This window comes from Streptomyces sp. NPDC049887 (genome assembly GCF_040656535.1).
In the GTDB taxonomy this organism is placed as follows: domain Bacteria; phylum Actinomycetota; class Actinomycetes; order Streptomycetales; family Streptomycetaceae; genus Streptomyces.
The window spans coordinates 1-17952 of record NZ_JBFAMM010000018.1; the positions used below are offsets into that span (position 1 = coordinate 1).

14 protein-coding genes and 1 pseudogene are annotated in these 17952 nt (G+C 73.6%); 8 read left to right on the top strand and 7 right to left on the bottom strand.

Annotation, left to right across the window (positions count from 1 at the left end):
• From AB0J10_RS21640 to AB0J10_RS21650, 3 genes are all read left to right on the top strand, one after another.
• A partial coding sequence (locus AB0J10_RS21640) for a TauD/TfdA family dioxygenase (protein ID WP_363064152.1) occupies positions 1 to 162 on the top strand: 162 nt, incomplete at its 5' end.
• Between the two features lie 134 nt (positions 163 to 296).
• Positions 297 to 1334: a 2,3-diaminopropionate biosynthesis protein SbnB gene (sbnB, locus tag AB0J10_RS21645; protein ID WP_363063926.1), complete on the top strand. Its 1038-nt coding sequence runs from the start codon at positions 297 to 299 to the stop codon at positions 1332 to 1334.
• 411 nt (positions 1335 to 1745) lie between these two features.
• Positions 1746 to 3095, top strand: coding sequence for a GAF domain-containing SpoIIE family protein phosphatase (locus AB0J10_RS21650; protein ID WP_363063928.1), 1350 nt, complete (start codon positions 1746 to 1748; stop codon positions 3093 to 3095).
• A 289-nt stretch (positions 3096 to 3384) separates the two neighbouring features.
• On the opposite strand, the gene AB0J10_RS21655 is transcribed toward AB0J10_RS21650, so the two are convergent.
• Entirely contained in the window at positions 3385 to 4146 is a 762-nt protein-coding gene (locus AB0J10_RS21655) for a hypothetical protein (protein WP_363063930.1), read from the bottom strand.
• Between the two features lie 365 nt (positions 4147 to 4511).
• Positions 4512 to 4655 (bottom strand): annotated as a pseudogene (locus AB0J10_RS21660) (endonuclease/exonuclease/phosphatase family protein); the annotation flags it as partial.
• Positions 4656 to 5120: 465 nt separating this feature from the next.
• Here AB0J10_RS21660 and AB0J10_RS21665 point away from each other — a divergent pair.
• Both AB0J10_RS21665 and AB0J10_RS21670 read left to right on the top strand, forming a co-directional pair.
• A complete protein-coding gene (locus AB0J10_RS21665; protein WP_363063932.1) occupies positions 5121 to 6542 on the top strand; it encodes an MFS transporter in 1422 nt (473 codons plus the stop codon).
• Entirely contained in the window at positions 6539 to 7378 is an 840-nt protein-coding gene (locus AB0J10_RS21670) for a PIG-L family deacetylase (protein WP_363063934.1), read from the top strand. The genes AB0J10_RS21665 and AB0J10_RS21670 overlap by 4 nt, the downstream gene beginning before the upstream one ends.
• A 96-nt stretch (positions 7379 to 7474) precedes the next feature.
• Here the strand turns inward: AB0J10_RS21670 and AB0J10_RS21675 are convergent, their stop codons facing one another.
• The gene (locus AB0J10_RS21675) at positions 7475 to 10645 is read right to left on the bottom strand and encodes a BTAD domain-containing putative transcriptional regulator (protein WP_363063936.1); all 3171 of its coding nucleotides are present in this window, start codon (positions 10643 to 10645) and stop codon (positions 7475 to 7477) included.
• Positions 10646 to 10958: 313 nt separating this feature from the next.
• Between AB0J10_RS21675 and AB0J10_RS21680 the strand changes: the two genes are divergently transcribed.
• Complete coding sequence (locus tag AB0J10_RS21680; protein ID WP_363063938.1) at positions 10959 to 12005, top strand: class I SAM-dependent methyltransferase; 1047 nt, start codon at positions 10959 to 10961, stop codon at positions 12003 to 12005.
• 193 nt (positions 12006 to 12198) lie between these two features.
• On the opposite strand, the gene AB0J10_RS21685 is transcribed toward AB0J10_RS21680, so the two are convergent.
• Together AB0J10_RS21685 and AB0J10_RS21690 are read right to left on the bottom strand one after the other, a co-directional pair.
• Positions 12199 to 12462 (bottom strand): GlsB/YeaQ/YmgE family stress response membrane protein, encoded by a 264-nt coding sequence (locus tag AB0J10_RS21685; protein WP_363063940.1) that lies wholly within the window; start codon positions 12460 to 12462, stop codon positions 12199 to 12201.
• A gap of 295 nt (positions 12463 to 12757) precedes the next feature.
• Positions 12758 to 13165, bottom strand: a complete 408-nt coding sequence (locus tag AB0J10_RS21690; protein ID WP_363063942.1) for a MerR family transcriptional regulator — start codon at positions 13163 to 13165, stop codon at positions 12758 to 12760.
• A gap of 403 nt (positions 13166 to 13568) precedes the next feature.
• Between AB0J10_RS21690 and AB0J10_RS21695 the strand changes: the two genes are divergently transcribed.
• Positions 13569 to 15080 carry a SulP family inorganic anion transporter gene (locus AB0J10_RS21695; RefSeq protein ID WP_363063944.1) on the top strand — a complete coding sequence of 504 codons (1512 nt, stop codon included), beginning with the start codon at positions 13569 to 13571 and terminating at the stop codon, positions 15078 to 15080.
• Positions 15081 to 15257: 177 nt separating this feature from the next.
• Positions 15258 to 15752: a hypothetical protein gene (locus AB0J10_RS21700; RefSeq protein ID WP_363063946.1), complete on the top strand. Its 495-nt coding sequence runs from the start codon at positions 15258 to 15260 to the stop codon at positions 15750 to 15752.
• A 292-nt stretch (positions 15753 to 16044) separates the two neighbouring features.
• On the opposite strand, the gene AB0J10_RS21705 is transcribed toward AB0J10_RS21700, so the two are convergent.
• Both AB0J10_RS21705 and AB0J10_RS21710 read right to left on the bottom strand, forming a co-directional pair.
• Complete coding sequence (locus AB0J10_RS21705; RefSeq protein ID WP_363063948.1) at positions 16045 to 16881, bottom strand: DUF1206 domain-containing protein; 837 nt, start codon at positions 16879 to 16881, stop codon at positions 16045 to 16047.
• A 294-nt stretch (positions 16882 to 17175) separates the two neighbouring features.
• Positions 17176 to 17892 (bottom strand): restriction endonuclease, encoded by a 717-nt coding sequence (locus AB0J10_RS21710; protein WP_363063950.1) that lies wholly within the window; start codon positions 17890 to 17892, stop codon positions 17176 to 17178.
• Between the last annotated feature and the right edge of the window lie 60 nt (positions 17893 to 17952).

Below are 17952 nucleotides of genomic sequence, written 5' to 3' on the forward strand. Positions count from 1 at the left end.
GCCCGCGAACCCTGGCAGCCCGGCGACCTCATGCTCGTCGACAACATCCGCACCGCCCACAGCCGCGAGCCCTACGACGGCCCCCGCGAGATCCTGGTCGGCATGGCGGCCCCGCAGAAGCTCGCCGACGACTCGTCGGCGGGCGGACGGGACGCGCGATGACCTCTGCGACCTCCGGTTCCCCCTCGGGCCGGACCGGTTCGGGCCACGGGGCCGCGTCCGCCACCGCGACCCGATCGAATCCCTCCGCCACCGCGACCGTACCCAGCAGCAGTTCCGTCTCCCGGGAGTCCTCCATGTCCCAGCCGACCGCCGTGCCGCCGTTCGCCGTGATCTCCGGCGCCCAGGTCCAAAGTGCCCTGCAGAATCGCGAGAAGCAGATCACCGATCTCGTCGAGGCCACGTACCGACTGCATGCCGCGGGTGACTCGGTGAACCCGCCCTCGTACTTCCTCCGGTTCCCCGACCGTCCCAATTCCAGGATCATCGCGCTGCCGGCCTCGATCGGCGGTCACGTCCGTGTCGACGGCCTCAAGTGGATCTCCAGCTTCCCCGACAACGTGGCGGCCGGTATCCCCCGGGCCTCGGCCGTGCTGATCCTCAACGACCACGACACCGGCTACCCCTTCGCCTGCCTGGAGAGCTCCATCATCAGCGCCACCAGGACCGCCGCGATGGCCGCGCTCGCCGCCGACCGGCTCGGCCGCGCCCTGCCCCAACGGCCGGCGCGGGTGGGGTTCTTCGGCACCGGACTGATCGCCCGCTACATCCACACCTTCCTCGCCGGCACCGGCTGGTCCTTCGACGAGATCGGCGTGCACGACCTGTCGGCCGACAGCGCCGCCGGGTTCGCCGGATACCTCCGGCAGACCGGCACCCCCGGGCGGGTCACCGTCCACCAGGACCCCGAGGAGCTCATCCGCTCCAGTGACATGGTCGTCTTCGCCACCATCGCAGCCAAGCCGCACGTCACCGACCCGTCCTGGTTCGGCCACAACCCGCTGGTGCTGCACGTGTCCCTGCGCGACCTCGCCCCGGAGATCCTGCTCGCCTCGGCCAACTTCGTCGACGACGTCGAGCACTGCCTCAAGGCCGACACCTCCCCGCACCTGGCCGAGCAACTCACCGGCAACCGGGACTTCCTCACCGGCACCCTCGCCGACGCCATGGCCGGCAAGGCGCAGGTGCCCGACGACCGGCCGGTGGTCTTCTCGCCCTTCGGCCTCGGAGTGCTGGACCTCGCCGTCGGCAAGTACGTGTACGACGAGACGGAACGCGCCGGTCGACTGCACGTCGTCGACGACTTCTTCCACGAACTGCGCCGTTACGGCTGAGGTTCCGACCCGCGCGGCCCGCCGGCTCCGTGCCTGCGGGGCCGCGCCGGGCAGCGGAAGCCGAACGGGTGAGGTCGCGGGCGCGTGCCCCGGGCGCCGGTACGGCCGGGCGGGCATGCCGCGTAAGGAGTAATGGGCAGTCCGCACCCATCGACCGTGTCACGCTGGGAGGATTCCGCAGCCGGTCACCCGCAGGACCAGGATGCCCGCGGCACGACGAAGGACACCACCTCGCATGAGCTCCGCACCGACCACCGCCGACGCGGTGCGCAGGCATCCGGTGCCTCGGGGGCGTCCGCCTGTGCCCGAGCCGTTCCTCGCGCCGGAGCCGAGACGGGAGTCGGGCCCGGGACCGGGATCCGGACCTCCGGTCGGCCGTCCCGGCAGGGTCCCGGCCGCCGGGCCGTCGTGATGGACGGGAAGGAGCCGCCGCAGCCCGGCGACGCACACCCGCCGCCTCCCGGCGACGACGGCTACACCGTCCCCGAACTCGGCCGGATCGCGAGGCAGTTCCAGGAACTGGTCCGGTCCAAGGACCGGCTCGAGGGCCTGCTCGACGCGGTGATGGCCATCAGCCGGGAGGTGGAGCTGCCCGCGGTGCTCCGCCGCATCGTCACCACCGCCATGGACCTCGTGGGTGCCCGCTACGGCGCACTCGGTGTGCTGCACGAGTCGGGCGGGCATCTGGAGCAGTTCATCACCGCCGGCCTGTCCGAACAGGAGCGCGCCGACCTGGCGGGCGTCGACTTCCCCCGTGGCAGGGGCGTCCTCGGCCACCTCATCCACCACCCCCAGCCGCTGCGCGCCGACGACATCGCCGCCCACCCCTCCTCGGTCGGCTTCCCACCGGGCCACCCGCACCTGCGCACCCTGCTCGGCGTCGCCATCAGCGTCCGCGGCGAGATCTACGGCGACCTCTACCTGTCCGAGCGGCGCGACGGCCGGCCCTTCGACGCCCACGACGAGAACATCGTCATCGCCCTGGCGAGCGCCGCCGGCATCGCGATCGAGAGCGCCCGGCTGTTCGAGCAGGTCCGCGCCCGGGCCGAGCAGTTCCAGCGGCTCCTGCTGCCGCGACTGTCCGACCTGAGCCCGTTCGAGGCCGCGGCCGTCTACCGGCCCGCCACCGAACCCAACTCCGTCGGCGGGGACTGGTACGACGCCATCATGCTGCCGGACGCCGCCGTCGCGGTCGTCATCGGTGACGTGGTCGGCCACGACCTGCACGCAGCGGCCGCCATGGCCCAGACCCGCAACATGCTGCGGGCCCTGCTTTTCGACCGGCGCACCCCACCCAGCGCCGTACTCGCCCAACTGGACCGAACCCTGCAGGCCATCACCGACAACCCCGTCACCACCACCAGCCTGGCCCGCATCGAGCCCGAGGGATCGGCGTGGCGGCTGCACTGGAGTTCGGCGGGTCATCTCCCGCCGCTGCTGGTCACCCCCGACGGGCAGGCGCGGTACCTGTACGCCGACCCCGGAGTGCCCCTCGGCGTCGACACCTCACTGCCCCGCCCCGACCACACCCACCCCGTGCCCCCGGGCGCCACCGTGGTCTTCTTCACCGACGGGCTGGTGGAACACCCCGCCCACCCCATCGACCGCAGTCTCCGGGACCTCGCCGAACTCGCCGTCACCCACGCAGCGCTCCCCCTGGAGGAGTACGTCACGGCGCTGGCCGACAACCACCCGAGCGACGGCCATGACGACATCGCCCTCCTCGCTCTCCGCACTCCGGCCTCCGGAGCGGGGCCGTAGCGGTCCCACTCCGCGCGAGTTCCCACTGCGCGCGTGCCGCTGCGCGGGGCGCCATGGGGCCGTCCCCGGAGGTGCGGGCTTCCGCGGTGTGCGCCCGCGGCCCGAGCAGTCCCCGGCCGTGACCAGGAGGCACCACCCCGGGTCGACGACCGGCCGTCCGTCGAAGGAGGCGCGGTCACTGCGTCACCCCCGAACCGTCTCCGGACGGCCCCGCACCGCACGGCCGCACTCGGGGCGGGGCGAGGCGGGGCGGGGCGACGGGGAGAACGCGTCCGGCGCGGCGAAGGGTTCAGCCGGTGGGCGCCTGGTAGAGACCGCGGCCTGCTCGGTGGGCGCGTGAGGTGGCGACGAGCCGGTCGAGGGTGCTGCGCACGGTGTTGATGTTCCCGGCGCTGTCGTCACGGCCGAGCGCCCGGGCCACGTCCCGGGCCCGCAGGGCGGTGTCCGCGTGACGGGTCAGCACGGCGACGACCTGCTCGGTCAGACCTCCGGACTCCTGGGCCGCCTCGCCCGCTGCCGTGTTCGCCACCGACTTCTTCGCCGTGCCCTCGGCCTTCGCCTTCGACTTCGCGGACTTGGCCGATGTGGTGGACGCCTTCTTCGCCGGACGTCGCCGGGAGTCGGAGGCGGCCGGCGGCTTGGCCTTGGACGGCTTCGAGGCCGCGGCGCTCTTGCGGGAGACACGAGGACGGCCGGACTTCGCCGCGGTCCCGTCCTCGACCGCGGAGGGAAGTTCACCCGTGTCATCCGGGACGGCCGACTCGGTGACGGGTTCCCCGGCCGCGGGGGCGACGTCCGTGACGGGCCCGGCCGGCTCCTCCTCGGCGACGGGGGCCGCCACGACCGGCTCGGCGCCGCGCGGCGCGGGGACCACCGTCGCCGACAGCGCGTTGAGCGCCGCCAGAGCCGCACGCACCGTCTCCAACCGCTCGGAGACCGCGGCGAGTTCCTTCTGCAGTGTGATCTGCTGCTCCTCCAGCTGGGGAAGCTCCGCCTGCAGCAGTGCGGTTGTCGCTTCGATGCTGTGTGTTGCGGTGGGCGTCGATGTCATGGTGCTCTCCTGACGCGGCTGTGCCTGCTGCCGGTGGTGGGAATGTTGTGATGCAGGGTACGCCGTTCGCCCGGAGTTCGGGGCATGTGGCGGTGACACCGTCCCTGAGTTCGAGAACACGATCGAGTGCGGTGGGACCGTCATCCACCGCGGGCACCGGGGTGTTGTGCCGGATTCCCGCCCGTTGGGCACCCGTCCCTGCACCGGTGCGGACCCTCGCTGCGAACACGTCCTGCCGTTGCGTCGCGCTGAGTTGGCCTTCGCCGGGAAGGCGCCCCAACAGCTACCTGCCCCTGGCGCCCTGCGGCAGTGTGCGGCGACGGGGACGACCGTCGTGTCACCGCGCCGGGGGACGGCCGCGGTGCTCAGAAGCCGATACGGGCGGCGACGGGCAGGCGGTCGCTGCCCGTCACGGGCAGCGACCAGACCTCCGCCACCGTGGCGTTGCGCGCCATGACCTGGTCGATCCGCGCCATCGGAAAGAACTCCGGCCGGCTGAACGCCATGCCCGTACGCGGCGGACCCAGTCGCGCAGAGCCGGGAAGGCCGACGCGAGCCAGGGGAGGAACGTCTCGAGGAGACTGCCCGGGTGGCCGGCCACGTCGGGCACCGCCGAGTGGAACGCCAGCAGCAGGCGAGGAGCACGGAGACCAGAACCGGCATCGCGCCCAGGGAGCGCACTCCGCTCCGGCGCCGCGCCCGGCCCCGGGGCAGGGGTGTTCGCCGTGCCTCGCCGAGTCGCGGGGACGTTCACCGGCGCACCCGCCCGGTTCCTCGTCACCACCGGGTCGCTCTCGCCCGCCACAGCCCGCTCCCCGCTCTTCGCCCGGGATCGTCCCCCTCGGCCGTCGTCCCCTCGCGGCCGGTCGTGATCGGCGACGCGTGCGGGCCCGCCTCCGGTTCCCACCGCCTGCCGGCCGGGGACGGCCCGGTGACAGCGCCGCGGTAGGGAGCTGCCGGCCCGTGCCCGGACGATGCGGGAGACGGACCTGGAGGACGGCATGGGCGAGGGTGTGACCGGAACCGCGGCGCGGGAGCCGGCAGTGCGCGGACCGCGCCGGCCCCGAGCCGCGCGGCGCACCGTCGCGGTCCTGGGAACCGGTGTCTTCGCGATGGGTACCGACATGTTCGTCGTGGCCGGAGTGCTCGGCGGCATCGCGACGGACCTCGGCGTCAGCGTCGGCAGCGCGGGACTGGCCGTGACGGTGTTCGCACTGGCGTACGCGGTGGGTGCGGTCCTGCTCGCTCCGTCGCTCTCCGTGCGGCCGCCCCGCCGTGTACTCGTCGTGTCCTCGGCGGCTTTCGCGGTGCTGAACGTATCGGCGGCCCTGGCGCCCGCACTTCCCGCGCTTCTCGCGGCACGGGCGCTGGGAGCGCTTGCCGCGTCGGCCTATGTGCCCGCGGCGTCCGCGGCCGCCGCCGCCGTCATGCCGGCGAGCCATCGAGGGCGCGCGCTCGGCACGATCGTGGGTTGCATGTCGGCCGCGACGGTACTCGGGGCTCCTGCCGGAGTCCTGCTGGCGTCGATGCTGTCCTGGCGGGCCGCGTTCGCCCTGCCCGCCGTCCTGGCCGCCGTCACCGGCCTGCTGCTCACCGGCGACGTGTCGCGCCCGCCCGCGCGCCGGGAACCGCCCGAATGCGGGGAGCCTTCCGCGTCCGGCGGCGAGGTCCCGGGTCCCGGGGGCGCCGGGCGCCGCGGCCGGCAACGGGTGTCACCCCGCCAACGGCAGCCCCGGCCACGGCCGTCCCTCCGTCACCGGCCGCCCCTCCCGCATGCCGACCCGGAGCTGGGCGCCCGTCGCCGTGCGGCGGTACGGGCACGGCTCCGGCCGATGGGGTCCCCGGCGGTCGCCGCGACGCTTGTCGTGACGTTCCTGCTGATGACCGCCTCGTACAGCACGTACACCTATCTCCCCCAGTTGCCGGCGGCCGCGGCGGTCCCGCTGGGGAGCGGGCTGTTCATCGCGGTGTTCGGCCTCGCGGGTACGGCGGGGACCTGGTGGGGAGGCTCGGCGGCCGACCGGCGCGGCCCGGGCCGCGTGGTGGGGCCGGCACTGGTCGTCTCCGCCGTCGCCTTCGCGGTGCTTCCGCACGCGACGGCGGTGGTCGCGGTGGTCACCGTGGCGGCCTGGGGAGTGGCGGTGTGGGGGTTCGTCCCCGCGCAGCAGCACCGGCTCATCGGCCTGGGCACGGCAGCGCCGCCGCTGCTGCTGGCGCTGCACAGCGGCGCCGTTCACCTCGGGTCCGCGGCCGGCTCGCTGCTGGGCGGGCTCGTCGTCGACACGGCGGGAGCGGCACGGCTCTGGACGGTCGCGGTCGTCTGCTGCGGAGCCGCCTGGGCCGTGCACACGGTCCTCGTCAGGACGGTCCTCGTCGGAAAGGAGAAAGGATCATGACCACGATCGAGACCGCGACGGAGGTCGCCGGGCTGGGAACGGTACTCGGAGTCTGGGCGCACCCGGACGACGAGGCGTACCTCTCCGGTGGGCTGATGGCGCTGGCCCGCGACGGCGGATCGCGCGTGGTGTGCGTGACCGCGACCCGCGGAGAGCGAGGTACGGAGCACCCGGAGGTGTGGCCGCCCGACCGGCTGGGCGCGGCCCGTACGCGCGAGCTGGGGCACTGCCTCGCGATCCTCGGCGTGCACGAGCACCATTGGCTCGGTCATCCGGACGGGCGGTGCTCGGCGGTGCCCCGCCCGCGCGCGGTGGCGCGGCTGCGGAACCTCATCGAACGCGTACGGCCCGACACCGTGCTCACCTTCGGCCCGGACGGCATCACCGGCCATCCGGACCACCGGGCGGTCTCGGCCTGGACCACGGCCGCGTTCGGGCAGGCCGCCCCGGCCGGGGCGAGGCTGCTGTACGCCACGTTCGCCGCCCGGCGGGGCCCGCGCTGGGCAACGCTGAACGAGCGCCTGGGGATCTTTCCGCCGGGCCTTCCGGTGCTCACCCCCGACCATGAGCTGGCGGTCGACGTGGTGCTGGACGCCGGCACGGCGGACCGCAAGGTGCGCGCGCTGGCGGCGCAGCGGACCCAGACGGCAGAACTCATGGCGCTCCTGGGGCGGGAGCGTTTCACGGCCTGGGTCGGTGACGAGTCGTTCGTCGAAGCCGAGGACGCCGAGGACGCCATGGAGGCGTGGGAGGCGGGAGACGTGCTGGATGCGGCGGACGCGGGAGGTGCGGCGCGCGCGGCGGGGGCAGCGCGCCTGGGCGGGAGCGGCTGCTGACCCGCCTGCCGGGATCGCGTAGGGCCGCCGGGGAGCGCCGACGAGTACCACCCGCCTCCGCGCGGCCGGCCCCTCGGGAAGGCCGGTGCCGTCGCCTCACGGCCGCGCGGCCCCGGACAGGTTCCGCTCGATCGCCCCACGGGCAGCGTCCAGCACCGCCGCCCGGCCGACGGCGGGAGCGCCGCGGAGCGGCATGCCGGACGTGACGGGCCGGTCATGCGGTCCGCCGTCTTCCCGGTGCGCGGCGTGCCTTTCGGGGCCCTCCAAGGCGTCCTCCGCGGCGTCCTTCCCGGCACCTTCCACGGCGGGCGCGTCGGGAGCCGCGTCGGCGGCCGTCTCGATCAGCGCCGCGGTCTCCTCGTCGCCGAGCCGGCGGAGAAGTCCGGCGAGGTTGCGCAGAGTGACCCAGAGGTGGGTCCAGTTGCCGTTGCGGGCGAAGTAGTCGATGACCTCCCGGTAACCGCCCAGGGCCTCGTGCACCCGGCCGGTGCGGGCACGCAGCGACAGCAGCCCCACCGTCGCGACCCCGACGAGGAACGTCGCCCCCGAGGCGCGGGCCAGTTCGACGGCTCGTACATACCGCTCCTCCGCCGCGTCGTTGTGCCCCGACAGACTGTCGATCTCCCCGGCGACATAGGCACCCCACGCCTGCATCGAGGGTGAGACCGCACCGGCCAACCCCCGCTCGTTCAGTCGGCGTGCCTGGTCCGTATCGCCCGCGTAGGCCATGGCCAGGGCCGCGATGCCCAGGTTCTCCCGTTGCGGGCCGACGAGCGCGACGGCTGCGAGGGAGTGCTCGACCACGTCCTCGTACGCGCCACGGGCCAGGTCGGCCACGGACAGGACCGACAGGCAGCGCCACGCGCCCGTGGTTCCGGTCGTCCGTTCCAGCCCGGTGCGGGCGAGCAGGTCGGCCCGGCGGTACTCCCCGCGGTGGTAGGTGGCTTCGGCCGCCGTCCCGAGTACCTCGCCGGCCAGGGGGTGGCCGTCGAGTGCGTCGTCCGCGGCCAGTTCCACCGCCCAGTCCCGGATTTCGACCAGGTCGCGGTAGGTGACGGCGTCATAGAGGGCCGTGACGACGGCGGCGGCGTCGTCCACGGCCCCCCGGGCCCGGGCCAGTCGCCAGGCCGCCCGGAGGTTGGGGAGTTCCCGGCGCAGCGCGCTGTCGGCCTCGCCCTCCCTCCCGGAGTCCAGGGTCCGTCCGATCCACGCCGTCAGCCCGCGGGCCCAGGCCAGCAGCCGGCCGGCCGCGGCGTCCTCCTCCCCGGCTGCCGCGAGCCGGTCCAGGGCGAACGCCCGCAGTGTCTGCAGCATCCGGTAGCGGGTGGCGCGTTCGAAGGAGGCTTCGATCATGGAGGCGTCGACGAGCCGGGCCAGTGCGGCTCCCGGGTCACCGCCGAGGCGCAGGTCGTCGGCGATCCGCTCGGCGGTGTCGGGATCGACACCGTCGGGGAAGACCGCCAGATGTCTGAAGAGCCGCTGCTCGTCCGCTGTCAGGAGTTCGTACGACCACTCGAGCGTGGCCCGCAGCGTGCGGTGCCTGCGGTCGGCGCTCGATGTGCCACCCGCGAGCAGGTCGAGCGAGCGTTCGAGCCGGCGCTGCAGGTCTTTCAGGGAGAACGTCGACAACCGGCCCGCCGCCAGTTCGATGGCCAGCGGCATCCCGTCGAGCCTGCGCACGATCCCCGCGACCGTCCGCAGATCCTCCTCGGTGGGCGGCGGACCGGGCCGGACACGGCGGGCCCGCTCCAGGAACAGGGCGGAGGACGGGACCCGGGCGGGGTCGTCACCGGGCCGGGGGAGGGCGAGGGGTGCCAGCCGGTGGAGGTGTTCCACGGGCAGGCCGAGGGGCTCGCGGCTGGTCGCCAGCAGGGTGGTCCCGGGGCAGGCGGTGAGGATGGTGTCGACGGCGTCGCGGACACCGTCGAGCAGGTGCTCGCAGTTGTCGACCACCAGGAGGCCGGGGTGGTCGGCCAGTACGGCGAGGCAGGCGGCGAGCACGTCGCCCCGGTCGACCTTCAGATTGAGTGCCGTGGCCAGAGCGTGCGCGAGGGCGGCGGAGTCCGTGACCGGGGCGAGCCTCAGCACCGCCGTCGCGCCGTTCTGCCGCGCGACCTCCAGCGCGAGCCGGGTCTTCCCGACACCGCCGGGCCCGACGAGTGTGACGAGTCGCTCGGCCGCGAGCAGTTCCCGCAGGGCCCTGAGTTGCGGTTCGCGGCCGATCAGGGCGGTGGCCGCCCGGTCCGGCGAGTCGGGTGCCGCCGGCGGGCCCGGTGGCCCCGTCGTCTCGGGTCGCTGCGGGGAGGGCGGTCGCTCCGCTGCTGCGGCCGGTTCCCCGGTCTGCCGTGCGGGCCCGGACGGCGTCGGCTCGGCGGTTGCCGGGGGCGCGGTGCTCGGCGGCGGAGGATGCGCGGGCGTCTCCGGTGCGGACGCCGTCTCCGGTGCGGACGCCGTCTCCGGTGCGGACGCCGTCTCCGCGAGGTGCGCCGTCTCCGTGAGGGGGACGGGGCCGGCGACGGGCACGGCGCCCGTGAGGATGTCGTGCTCGGTCGCGTCCAACGCGGGGGAGGGGTCGAGCCCGGTCTCCTCGATCAGCCGGCGCCGGTACTCCCGGGCCGTGCGCAGTGCCCGGGGCGCCTGTCCGGTCGCCGCGAGGGCCCGCATGAGGAGCAGGACGGCGGGCTCGCGCAGGGGATCGGCGGCCGAGGACGCGGCCGCCAGGCCGACGACCTGTTCGGCCCGGCCCGCGGCGACGGCCTGTGCGATCAGGGCGTCGGTCACCTCCTGCCGCAGCCGGGCGCAGTCCTCGACCGCGGCCGCGATCGGCCCGACGCCGGTGAGGTCGGGGAGGACGGGCCCCCGCCACAGTTCGTGCGCCTGGCGGAGCCGTGCGTAACCACCGGCCCGATCGTGCTGTGCCGCCGCGAAGAGCGCACGCGCCTGGGCCAGGTCGAGTTCGCCTTCCCCGAGGACGAGACGGTAGCCGTCGTGCCGGGTCTCGAGCCGGTCCGAGGCGGCGCCGAGGTGGCCGCGCAGCCGGGAGACGTGGTTGTGCAGGGCCTGGCGGCCGGAATCGGGTACCTGCGCCGGCCACAGCGCGTCCACGAGACGGTCGACGGTGACGATCCGGCTCTCGGCGAGGGCGAGCAGTGCGAGCACGGCCCGGCGTTTCGGCCCGGGCACGTCCACACCGGCGCCGTCGACGAGGAGCCGCAGGGGCCCGAGTACCTCCACCCGGACCGACGGCGGCTGACACTCGACTGCCATGGGACCCCCGGTACGAGGACGAGAAGCGGAAGGACGGACGAGGACGCTGAGGGGAGGCGAAGGGACGGGGAACACGACCGGGCAGCGGGCACGAGCGGAGCGCCGGTGGACGGTCAGGACGAGCGGGCCGCCGTCGAACCCCGGTCACCGGGACGGCCCGGTCAGGGGCGAACCCCGTTCACCAGGACGAGGCCCGGGAACGGGTCGTGCCTGTTAGCACGACGATAGTCCGTGCGAGGGCCGTGACAGGCGACGCGCCGAGGCTTTCTCCCGTGGCCGGTACGGGCCGGTCACGGGAGGAGAGGAGCCAGTGATGGATCAGGACAAGGTGACGGCGTTCCTGGAGCGGTTCGTGAGCGACCTCGGTGCCACCGGTGCCGCGGGTTCCGTGGTGATCGGCCACCGACTCGGCCTCTACCAGGCCCTCGCGGACGGCCCGGCGACCCCGGAGCAGTTCGCCGAGCGCACCGGATGCCACCAGCGGTACCTGACCGAATGGCTGTGCGGCCAGGCGGCGGGCGGCTACGTCGAGTACGACCCCGGAACGGGGACGTTCTCGCTGACCGAGGAGCAGGCGTACTGCCTCGCCGACCCGGAGGGCCCCAATCTGGCTGCCGCGTTCCGCGTGGTGCTGGGCTATCTGCGGGCCGAGCAGCGGATCACCGAGGCGTTCCGGACCGGTGAGGGGGTCGGCTGGCACGAGCACGACGAGGACGTCTTCATCGGGTGCGACGCGTTCTACCGGCCCGGATACGCGGCCGAGCTCGTCCGCACGTGGATTCCGGCGCTGGACGGGGTCGACGCCAGGCTGAGCGCGGCCGGCCGGGTCGCCGACCTGGGCTGCGGCCTGGGCTCGTCGTCGCTGCTGATCGCGGAGGCCTACCCGCGGACCACCGTCTCCGGCTCCGACTACCACACGCAGTCGGTCGAGCTGGCCCGGAAGAAGGCCGCCGAGGCGGGTGTCTCGGACCGGGTGTCCTTCGAGGTGGCCACGGCGCAGACGTTCAGCGGCACCGGATACGACCTCGTGGCGATGTTCGACTGCCTCCACGACATGGGCGACCCGGTCGGCGCCGCGCGCCGGGTGCGCCAGGCCCTGGCCCCGGACGGCACCTGGCTGCTGGTCGAGCCCGCGGCCTCCGACCGCGTCGAGGACAACCTCAACCCCGTCGGACGGCTGTTCTACAGCGGTTCCACGTTCCTGTGCGTGCCGAACGGCCTGTCGCAGCCGGGCGGCTACGCCCTCGGCGCCCAGGCCGGTGAGAGGGCGATCCGCGAGATCGCCACGGAGGCGGGCTTCACCCGCTTCCGGAAGGCCGCGCAGACCGGCTTCAACGCCGTGTACGAGATCCGGCGGTGAGCCTCCCGGCCGGGCGAGGACCTCGAACGTCGCCCGGCAACTCGACGGCCGCCCAGGCTGGACGCTCGGCCGGGACATCCCGGCCGAGCGTCCAGCGTGATCCACTCACCCCCTGGAACCAGTCGGTGCTGCAGAGACCCCTGGAACCCGAGCCCCACCGCAGGGGCCCACGCGTGGGCGCCGGGGATCGACCTCAGCGCAGTGCCCTGGCCCGGTCGAGGGCGGCGACCCCGACGGCGGCGAGGCCGATCTGGATGAGCCATTCGATCCAGTCGACGCCGTCGGTGTCCGCGACACCGAGAGCCGCGGCGATCGCCGTACCGATCAGTGCGGCGACGATGCCGACGAGGATCGTCCACAGGATGCCGATGCGCTGCCGCCCCGGCAGCACGAGCCGTCCGAGCACACCGACGACGATGCCGATCACGATTGCGCTGAGGATGCCGGAGATTTCCATCGCTGTCCCTCCCGAGTGTCCTGGACTCCGTATGCCCCTCATTCCCCCGCACACGCGTCCGTCGAGGCGCGCGGGGCCGCAGCGGCCGGTCGAGTCGTCCACCGCCCGTCCGCTCTCGGTGGCGGGTCCCCGACCGGGCCACGGCCCGGTCTCCCGAGGTGTCGTCTCTGCGGCCCCGTCCGCGTGCGAGCCGGGTGCGGGCCGGCGGCGCGGGACGTTCCCGCCCGACCCGGTCGTGGGCCGATGGCCGTCCCGCGCGAGCGCGCCGGCACACGCGCTCCAGGGCCTCCGCCCGCTACCCGGCCGGAGCGTTCTGCCCCAGGCGGGCGCCCAGGGTGGCGGCGAAGTCCTCGGCGCGGGCCAGCTGGACCCGCAGCTTCTCCACCTGCTCGGTGGCGGCCTGCTGGTAGCTCCGTACGCGGTCCAGGAGGGCTTCGCGCTCGTCGGCCCCGAGGGCGGTGCCGGCGTCGAGGCGGTCGGTGGCTTCCAGCAGGTCGCGCATCTGCTCCAGGGTGAAGCCGAGGGGCTTCATACGGCGGATGACCATGAGCCGGGCGACGTCGGCCTCGGTGTAGAGGCGGAACCCGCCCTGGGAGCGGGCGGAGGGGACGACCAGGCCGGTCTCCTCGTAATGCCGGATCGTGCGCAGGGACAGCTCCGTACGCGCGGCGACCTCGCCGATCTGCATGTGCCTGCCGTCCACGCCCGTGATCCTCCGGCCCTTCTCGCCGTCGGCGGTCTCGGCCCGGATGGGCGCCGCCGATCCCTACCCTAACGTTAGGGTAGAGTTGCCGGTGGTGAGGGCGGCCTTCCGCGTCCTCGCCGCTGCCGTGTCGGGGCCGATGGCGCCCCCGGCGAGCATCCGAGTCCCGCAGGAGAGAAGTGTGCGCGAGCCCTTGATGCCCGGCGCCGCCGCCTGCCCGCCGTGACGCTTCGCCCCCGGGTGTGAGGTGGGGCCGCGCAGGCCCGATCCACCCTTCTCCGACCTCCGGTTCCGCATGGCGCGGAGCCGCCCCGCCGGGTACCGGCCCGGCCCCTCCGCATCCTCCCGCACGCCCCGGCCCCGACGCCGGGGGTGTGCCCGAGCACGACGGGTTCCTTCTCCCTTGTCTTCTGCCGCCACTGCTGTGTCCCCGGCCGCGCGTCTGCGCGGACTGAAGCCCGACTGGATCTCCGACCCGAGGGTCTGGCGCACCGAGGTCCTCGCCGGCCTGGTCGTCGCCCTCGCGCTGATCCCCGAGGCGATCTCGTTCTCGATCATCGCCGGTGTCGACCCGGCGATCGGCCTCTTCGCCTCCTTCACCATGGCCGTGGTGATCTCGATCGTGGGCGGCCGGCGGGCGATGATCTCCGCCGCGACCGGCGCCGTCGCCCTCGTCATCGCCCCGCTCAACCGTGAGCACGGTCTGGGCTTCCTGGTCGCCGCCGTCATCCTCGCCGGCGTCTTCCAGGTCGTCCTGGGTGCGCTCGGGGTCGCCCGGCTGATGCGGTTCATCCCCCGCTCGGTGATGGTCGGGTTCGTCAACGCGCTCGCCATCCTGATCTTCATGGCCCAGGTCCCCGAGATGACCGACGTGCCGTGGGCGGTGTACCCGCTGATCGTCGGCGGTCTCGCCATGATGGTGTTCTTCCCGAGGATCACCACCGTGATCCCGGCACCGCTCGTCTCGATCGTCATCCTGACCGTGATCACCGTGGGCGCGGCCGTCGCGGTGCCGACCGTGGGCGACAAGGGCGCCCTGCCGTCCTCGCTGCCGGTACCGGGCCTGCCCGACGTGCCGTTCACCCTGGACACGCTGACGACGATCGCCCCCTACGCGTTCGCCATGGCGCTGGTCGGCCTGATGGAGTCGCTGATGACGGCCAAGTTGGTCGACGAGATCACCGACACCCGCTCCGGCAAGACCCGCGAGTCCATCGGCCAGGGCATCGCCAACATCGTCACCGGCTTCTTCGGCGGCATGGGCGGTTGCGCCATGATCGGCCAGACCATGATCAACGTGAAGGTCTCCGGGGCGCGCACCCGCCTGTCGACCTTCCTCGCGGGCGCGTTTCTGATGGTGCTGTGCATCGTCTTCGGCCCGGTCGTCTCCGACATCCCCATGGCCGCCCTGGTCGCCGTCATGATCATGGTGTCGTTCGCGACGTTCGACTGGCACTCCATCGCGCCGAAAACCCTCAAGCGGATGCCCGCCGGCGAGATCGCCGTCCTGGTGATCACCGTCGCCTGTGTGGTGTCCACCCACAACCTCGCCGTCGGCGTGGTCGTCGGCTCCATCACCGCCATGGTCATCTTTGCCAAGCGTGTGGCCCACCTCGCCGAGGTCACCGCCGTGACGGACCCCGACGGCACCACGGCGGTCTACCGGGTCACCGGAGAGCTGTTCTTCGCCTCGTCCAACGACCTCGTCGGCCAGTTCGACTACGCAGGCGACCCGGACAGGGTCGTCATCGACCTCAGCGCAGCACACGTCTGGGACGCCTCCTCCGTCGCCGCCCTCGACGCCATCGAGACGAAGTACGCCCAGCGAGGCAAGACCGTCGAGATCACCGGCCTGAACGACTCCAGCGCCGCCCTCCACGGCAAACTCACCGGCGAACTCTCCGGCAGCCACTGACCCACGGCACCCGGACCGTGAGAGGGCCCCGCCGGGCGCCGGGGCGGAAAGGGCCCGAGCCGGGGCAGCCGGACGGATGAACGGGCACGTTCTCGGTGTTTCGGAATTGAATCCGCGTCAGGCCGGAGGCGATTCTGTGCCGCACCCGAGGAGCCGACGGCATCAGGCGAGGAGAACATGCTTTCCCTTCCCAAATGGGGTGTGGTGGCGGCTGCGGCATTGTCCGTGGCCGCCTTCGTCAGCCCCGTCTCCGCATCCGACAACCCCTCCGACCCGTACCGCACCGCGGCACTGCCCCGCGTCCAGGTCATCAGTCTGACGTCGACCGGCACGGGAACGACGATGGTCGACAACGGAACCCCCGGACCGGGGGTCGGTGACCAGATCGTCATCACCGCCGATCTCTTCCGCAACGGAAGGAGCTACGGCACCGAAGCCGCCGTCTGCACCCGGGTGGCACCCGCGACCACGCACTGCACCGGCACGTTCAGCCTCCCTCTCGGCCAGGTGACCTGGCAGCACCTCAAGACCACTCCCACGGGCACCCCGCCCAGCGACTTCGACGTGGCCGTCACCGGCGGTACGGGTGTCTACCGGACCGCACGCGGCCACGCCCACATCGGCCGCATCGCGGAGGAGGGCGGCTCCTTCACCCTGTACCTCGTGCACTGACCTCCCGGCCCCGCCCCGGGTATCGGCCGGGGGCGAGGGCGGGGCCGTGCGGCCTGCGACGGAGGCGGCCGTGTGCGCGGGCGGTTGGTCCGGAAGGGTGCGGGCCCGGACAAGGATGCGCATCCGCGGGACGGGACGGGCGGGCCACCCCGGCCCGGCAGCCGGGTCCGCCCGCAGCGGGAACGGATCCCCCAGCGGCGATCGCCGTGGACCGTACCGTGACGGCGCCGCAAGCCGCGCCACCGCGCTGTCCCGGTGGCGCAGGCGTGGACCGGGGCTCGGCCGGCCGGTCTCAGACCCTGCGCCACCGGGCCATCAGGAACGAGAAGACACCGAACAGGACCAGCCCCGTGGCCGTCGCGACCAGCAGCCAGGGGCCGGCGGCCGTCGTGGCGAAGGTGCGGAGCGTGTCGTCGAGCCCCTTCGCGTCGGACGGGTCGTACGTGACCGCCGCGCGGGCGGCGAAGCCTCCCGCCACCGCGTAGACCAGACCCCGGGCGACACCACCGGCCACGCCCGCCACATCCATGGCGTTCCGGGACCACCGGCCCATGGCCCCCGTCCTGAGGTGCTTGCGGTACTTCCGCAGAGCGGCACGCACACCGATCCACACACCGGCGCACGCGATTCCGACACCGCCGAGAGCCACGATCCACTGGCCGGCCGGAAGTTCGAGGGCTCTGGCGGTGATGTCCCGGGACTGCCGGTCGCTCGAACCCGAGCCCCGGTCCCCGACGGCGAAGGCCAGCACCGAGTAGGCGACGAAGGCGTAGAAGACACAACGCGCCGCCGACAGGGCGCGCTTGCGGGCCTTGCGCCCGTCGGGGCCGGCCGCTCCGAACGCCGCCTCCGACAGTCGCCAGAGCACCATGCCGATCAGACCGACACCCACGGCCCACAGCAGAACCGCGCCGAAGGGCTGCGCGGACAGCTCCTCCAGCGCGCCGCCGCGGTCGGCCTCACGCCCACCGTCCGACCCGAGGGCCACCTGCAGGGCGAGCACACCGATGAGCAGATAGATCGCCCCGCGTGCCGCGAGCCCCCAGCGCGCTCCGGTCTCCACCGCGTCGCTGCGCGCCGCGCGCTGTGCCACCGTGCGGCTGCGGAATGTCCATGCGCGTGCATCCATGGCGCTCGCTTGCCCCCGAAACACCGGGACGAACGCGGTGACTTCGGGGCGCACGGCCGGGGAGGGCGGGTGTCCCCTGGAGCATGCACGGGTAGGGCCGAGAGGCACGGGGCCGGAGCCCGAGTACGGCGACCGCGCGCACAGGCCTTCGTGCAACGCCGGGACGGGGCGTGGCGTGACACCACAACGGACCCACGGGAAACCGCGGTGTCACACCACCGCCACCGCGCAGCAGGGGATGACGGGTGACCTGCCGCCGCCCCGCCCCGCGCAGCGACCGCGGCACCGCATGCATCAGGGGTTGCCGCCGTGCCACGGGGCGGGGGACGTGCCGTCGGCCCATGCCGTGAGAGCGCTCTGGTCCAGACAGAGGATGCCGCACTGCTCCGCGTAGTCCTCCGCGGGACCGGTGAACCCACCCGTGGTCACAACGGCGGCGACGTCCGCCTCGTGCACGGCGAAGCAGGTGCCGCCGAAGCGCTGCATGTCCTGCGAACCGACCTTGTTGACGGGCCCGTACCGCTTGCACTGGATGACCACACGCCGCCCGTCCGGCGCGACGGCCAGCACATCGGCGCCGAGATCCCCACTGCCGCCGACCACTTCGACGTCCGTGCAGCCGTCGCGTTCGCACAGGTCCGCGATCGCCAGCTCGAACGCCTCGGCGTCCATCGCGGCGAAGTCCCGGCCGCTCCCGGCCCCTGCCGTCGTCCCGCCCTGCTCGACGCCGGTCACCGGCTCGGTCTCCCACTGCTCCTCCGGTACGGGCTCCGGGCGCGGAACCGCCCGCCGCCCGCTGCCGGCACCTCGCAGCCCGATGAGTACGAAGGCCGTGCCGATCAGCGTGACACCGCCGAGTGCGCCGCCCACACCGGCTGCCTTCACCAGCGACTTGAGCATCAGTGCGCACCCGCAGAGCACGGCCGCGGTCAGCGCGAACCACAGGATCGTCTGCCTCATGCTGAAGACGGCTCGATCGGCGGACCGCGGACGCCGGACGGGTATCGTCATGTGCAGCGCTCACCTCAATCGGGATGGGCTCGTTCCAAGATCGTCCCGATCCTCTCTGCC

What these genes read in the sequence shown, in the direction of transcription:
- AB0J10_RS21650 (WP_363063928.1), top strand. Translation starts at nt 1,746, where the DNA reads ATGGACGGGAAGGAGCCGCCGCAGCCCGGCGACGCACACCCGCCGCCT.
- sbnB (WP_363063926.1), top strand. Translation starts at nt 297, where the DNA reads ATGTCCCAGCCGACCGCCGTGCCGCCGTTCGCCGTGATCTCCGGCGCC.
- AB0J10_RS21655 (WP_363063930.1), bottom strand. Translation starts at nt 4,146, where the DNA reads ATGACATCGACGCCCACCGCAACACACAGCATCGAAGCGACAACCGCA.
- AB0J10_RS21680 (WP_363063938.1), top strand. Translation starts at nt 10,959, where the DNA reads ATGGATCAGGACAAGGTGACGGCGTTCCTGGAGCGGTTCGTGAGCGAC.
- AB0J10_RS21705 (WP_363063948.1), bottom strand. Translation starts at nt 16,881, where the DNA reads ATGGATGCACGCGCATGGACATTCCGCAGCCGCACGGTGGCACAGCGC.
- AB0J10_RS21675 (WP_363063936.1), bottom strand. Translation starts at nt 10,645, where the DNA reads ATGGCAGTCGAGTGTCAGCCGCCGTCGGTCCGGGTGGAGGTACTCGGG.
- AB0J10_RS21685 (WP_363063940.1), bottom strand. Translation starts at nt 12,462, where the DNA reads ATGGAAATCTCCGGCATCCTCAGCGCAATCGTGATCGGCATCGTCGTC.
- AB0J10_RS21665 (WP_363063932.1), top strand. Translation starts at nt 5,121, where the DNA reads ATGCGGGAGACGGACCTGGAGGACGGCATGGGCGAGGGTGTGACCGGA.
- AB0J10_RS21700 (WP_363063946.1), top strand. Translation starts at nt 15,258, where the DNA reads ATGCTTTCCCTTCCCAAATGGGGTGTGGTGGCGGCTGCGGCATTGTCC.
- AB0J10_RS21670 (WP_363063934.1), top strand. Translation starts at nt 6,539, where the DNA reads ATGACCACGATCGAGACCGCGACGGAGGTCGCCGGGCTGGGAACGGTA.
- AB0J10_RS21710 (WP_363063950.1), bottom strand. Translation starts at nt 17,892, where the DNA reads ATGACGATACCCGTCCGGCGTCCGCGGTCCGCCGATCGAGCCGTCTTC.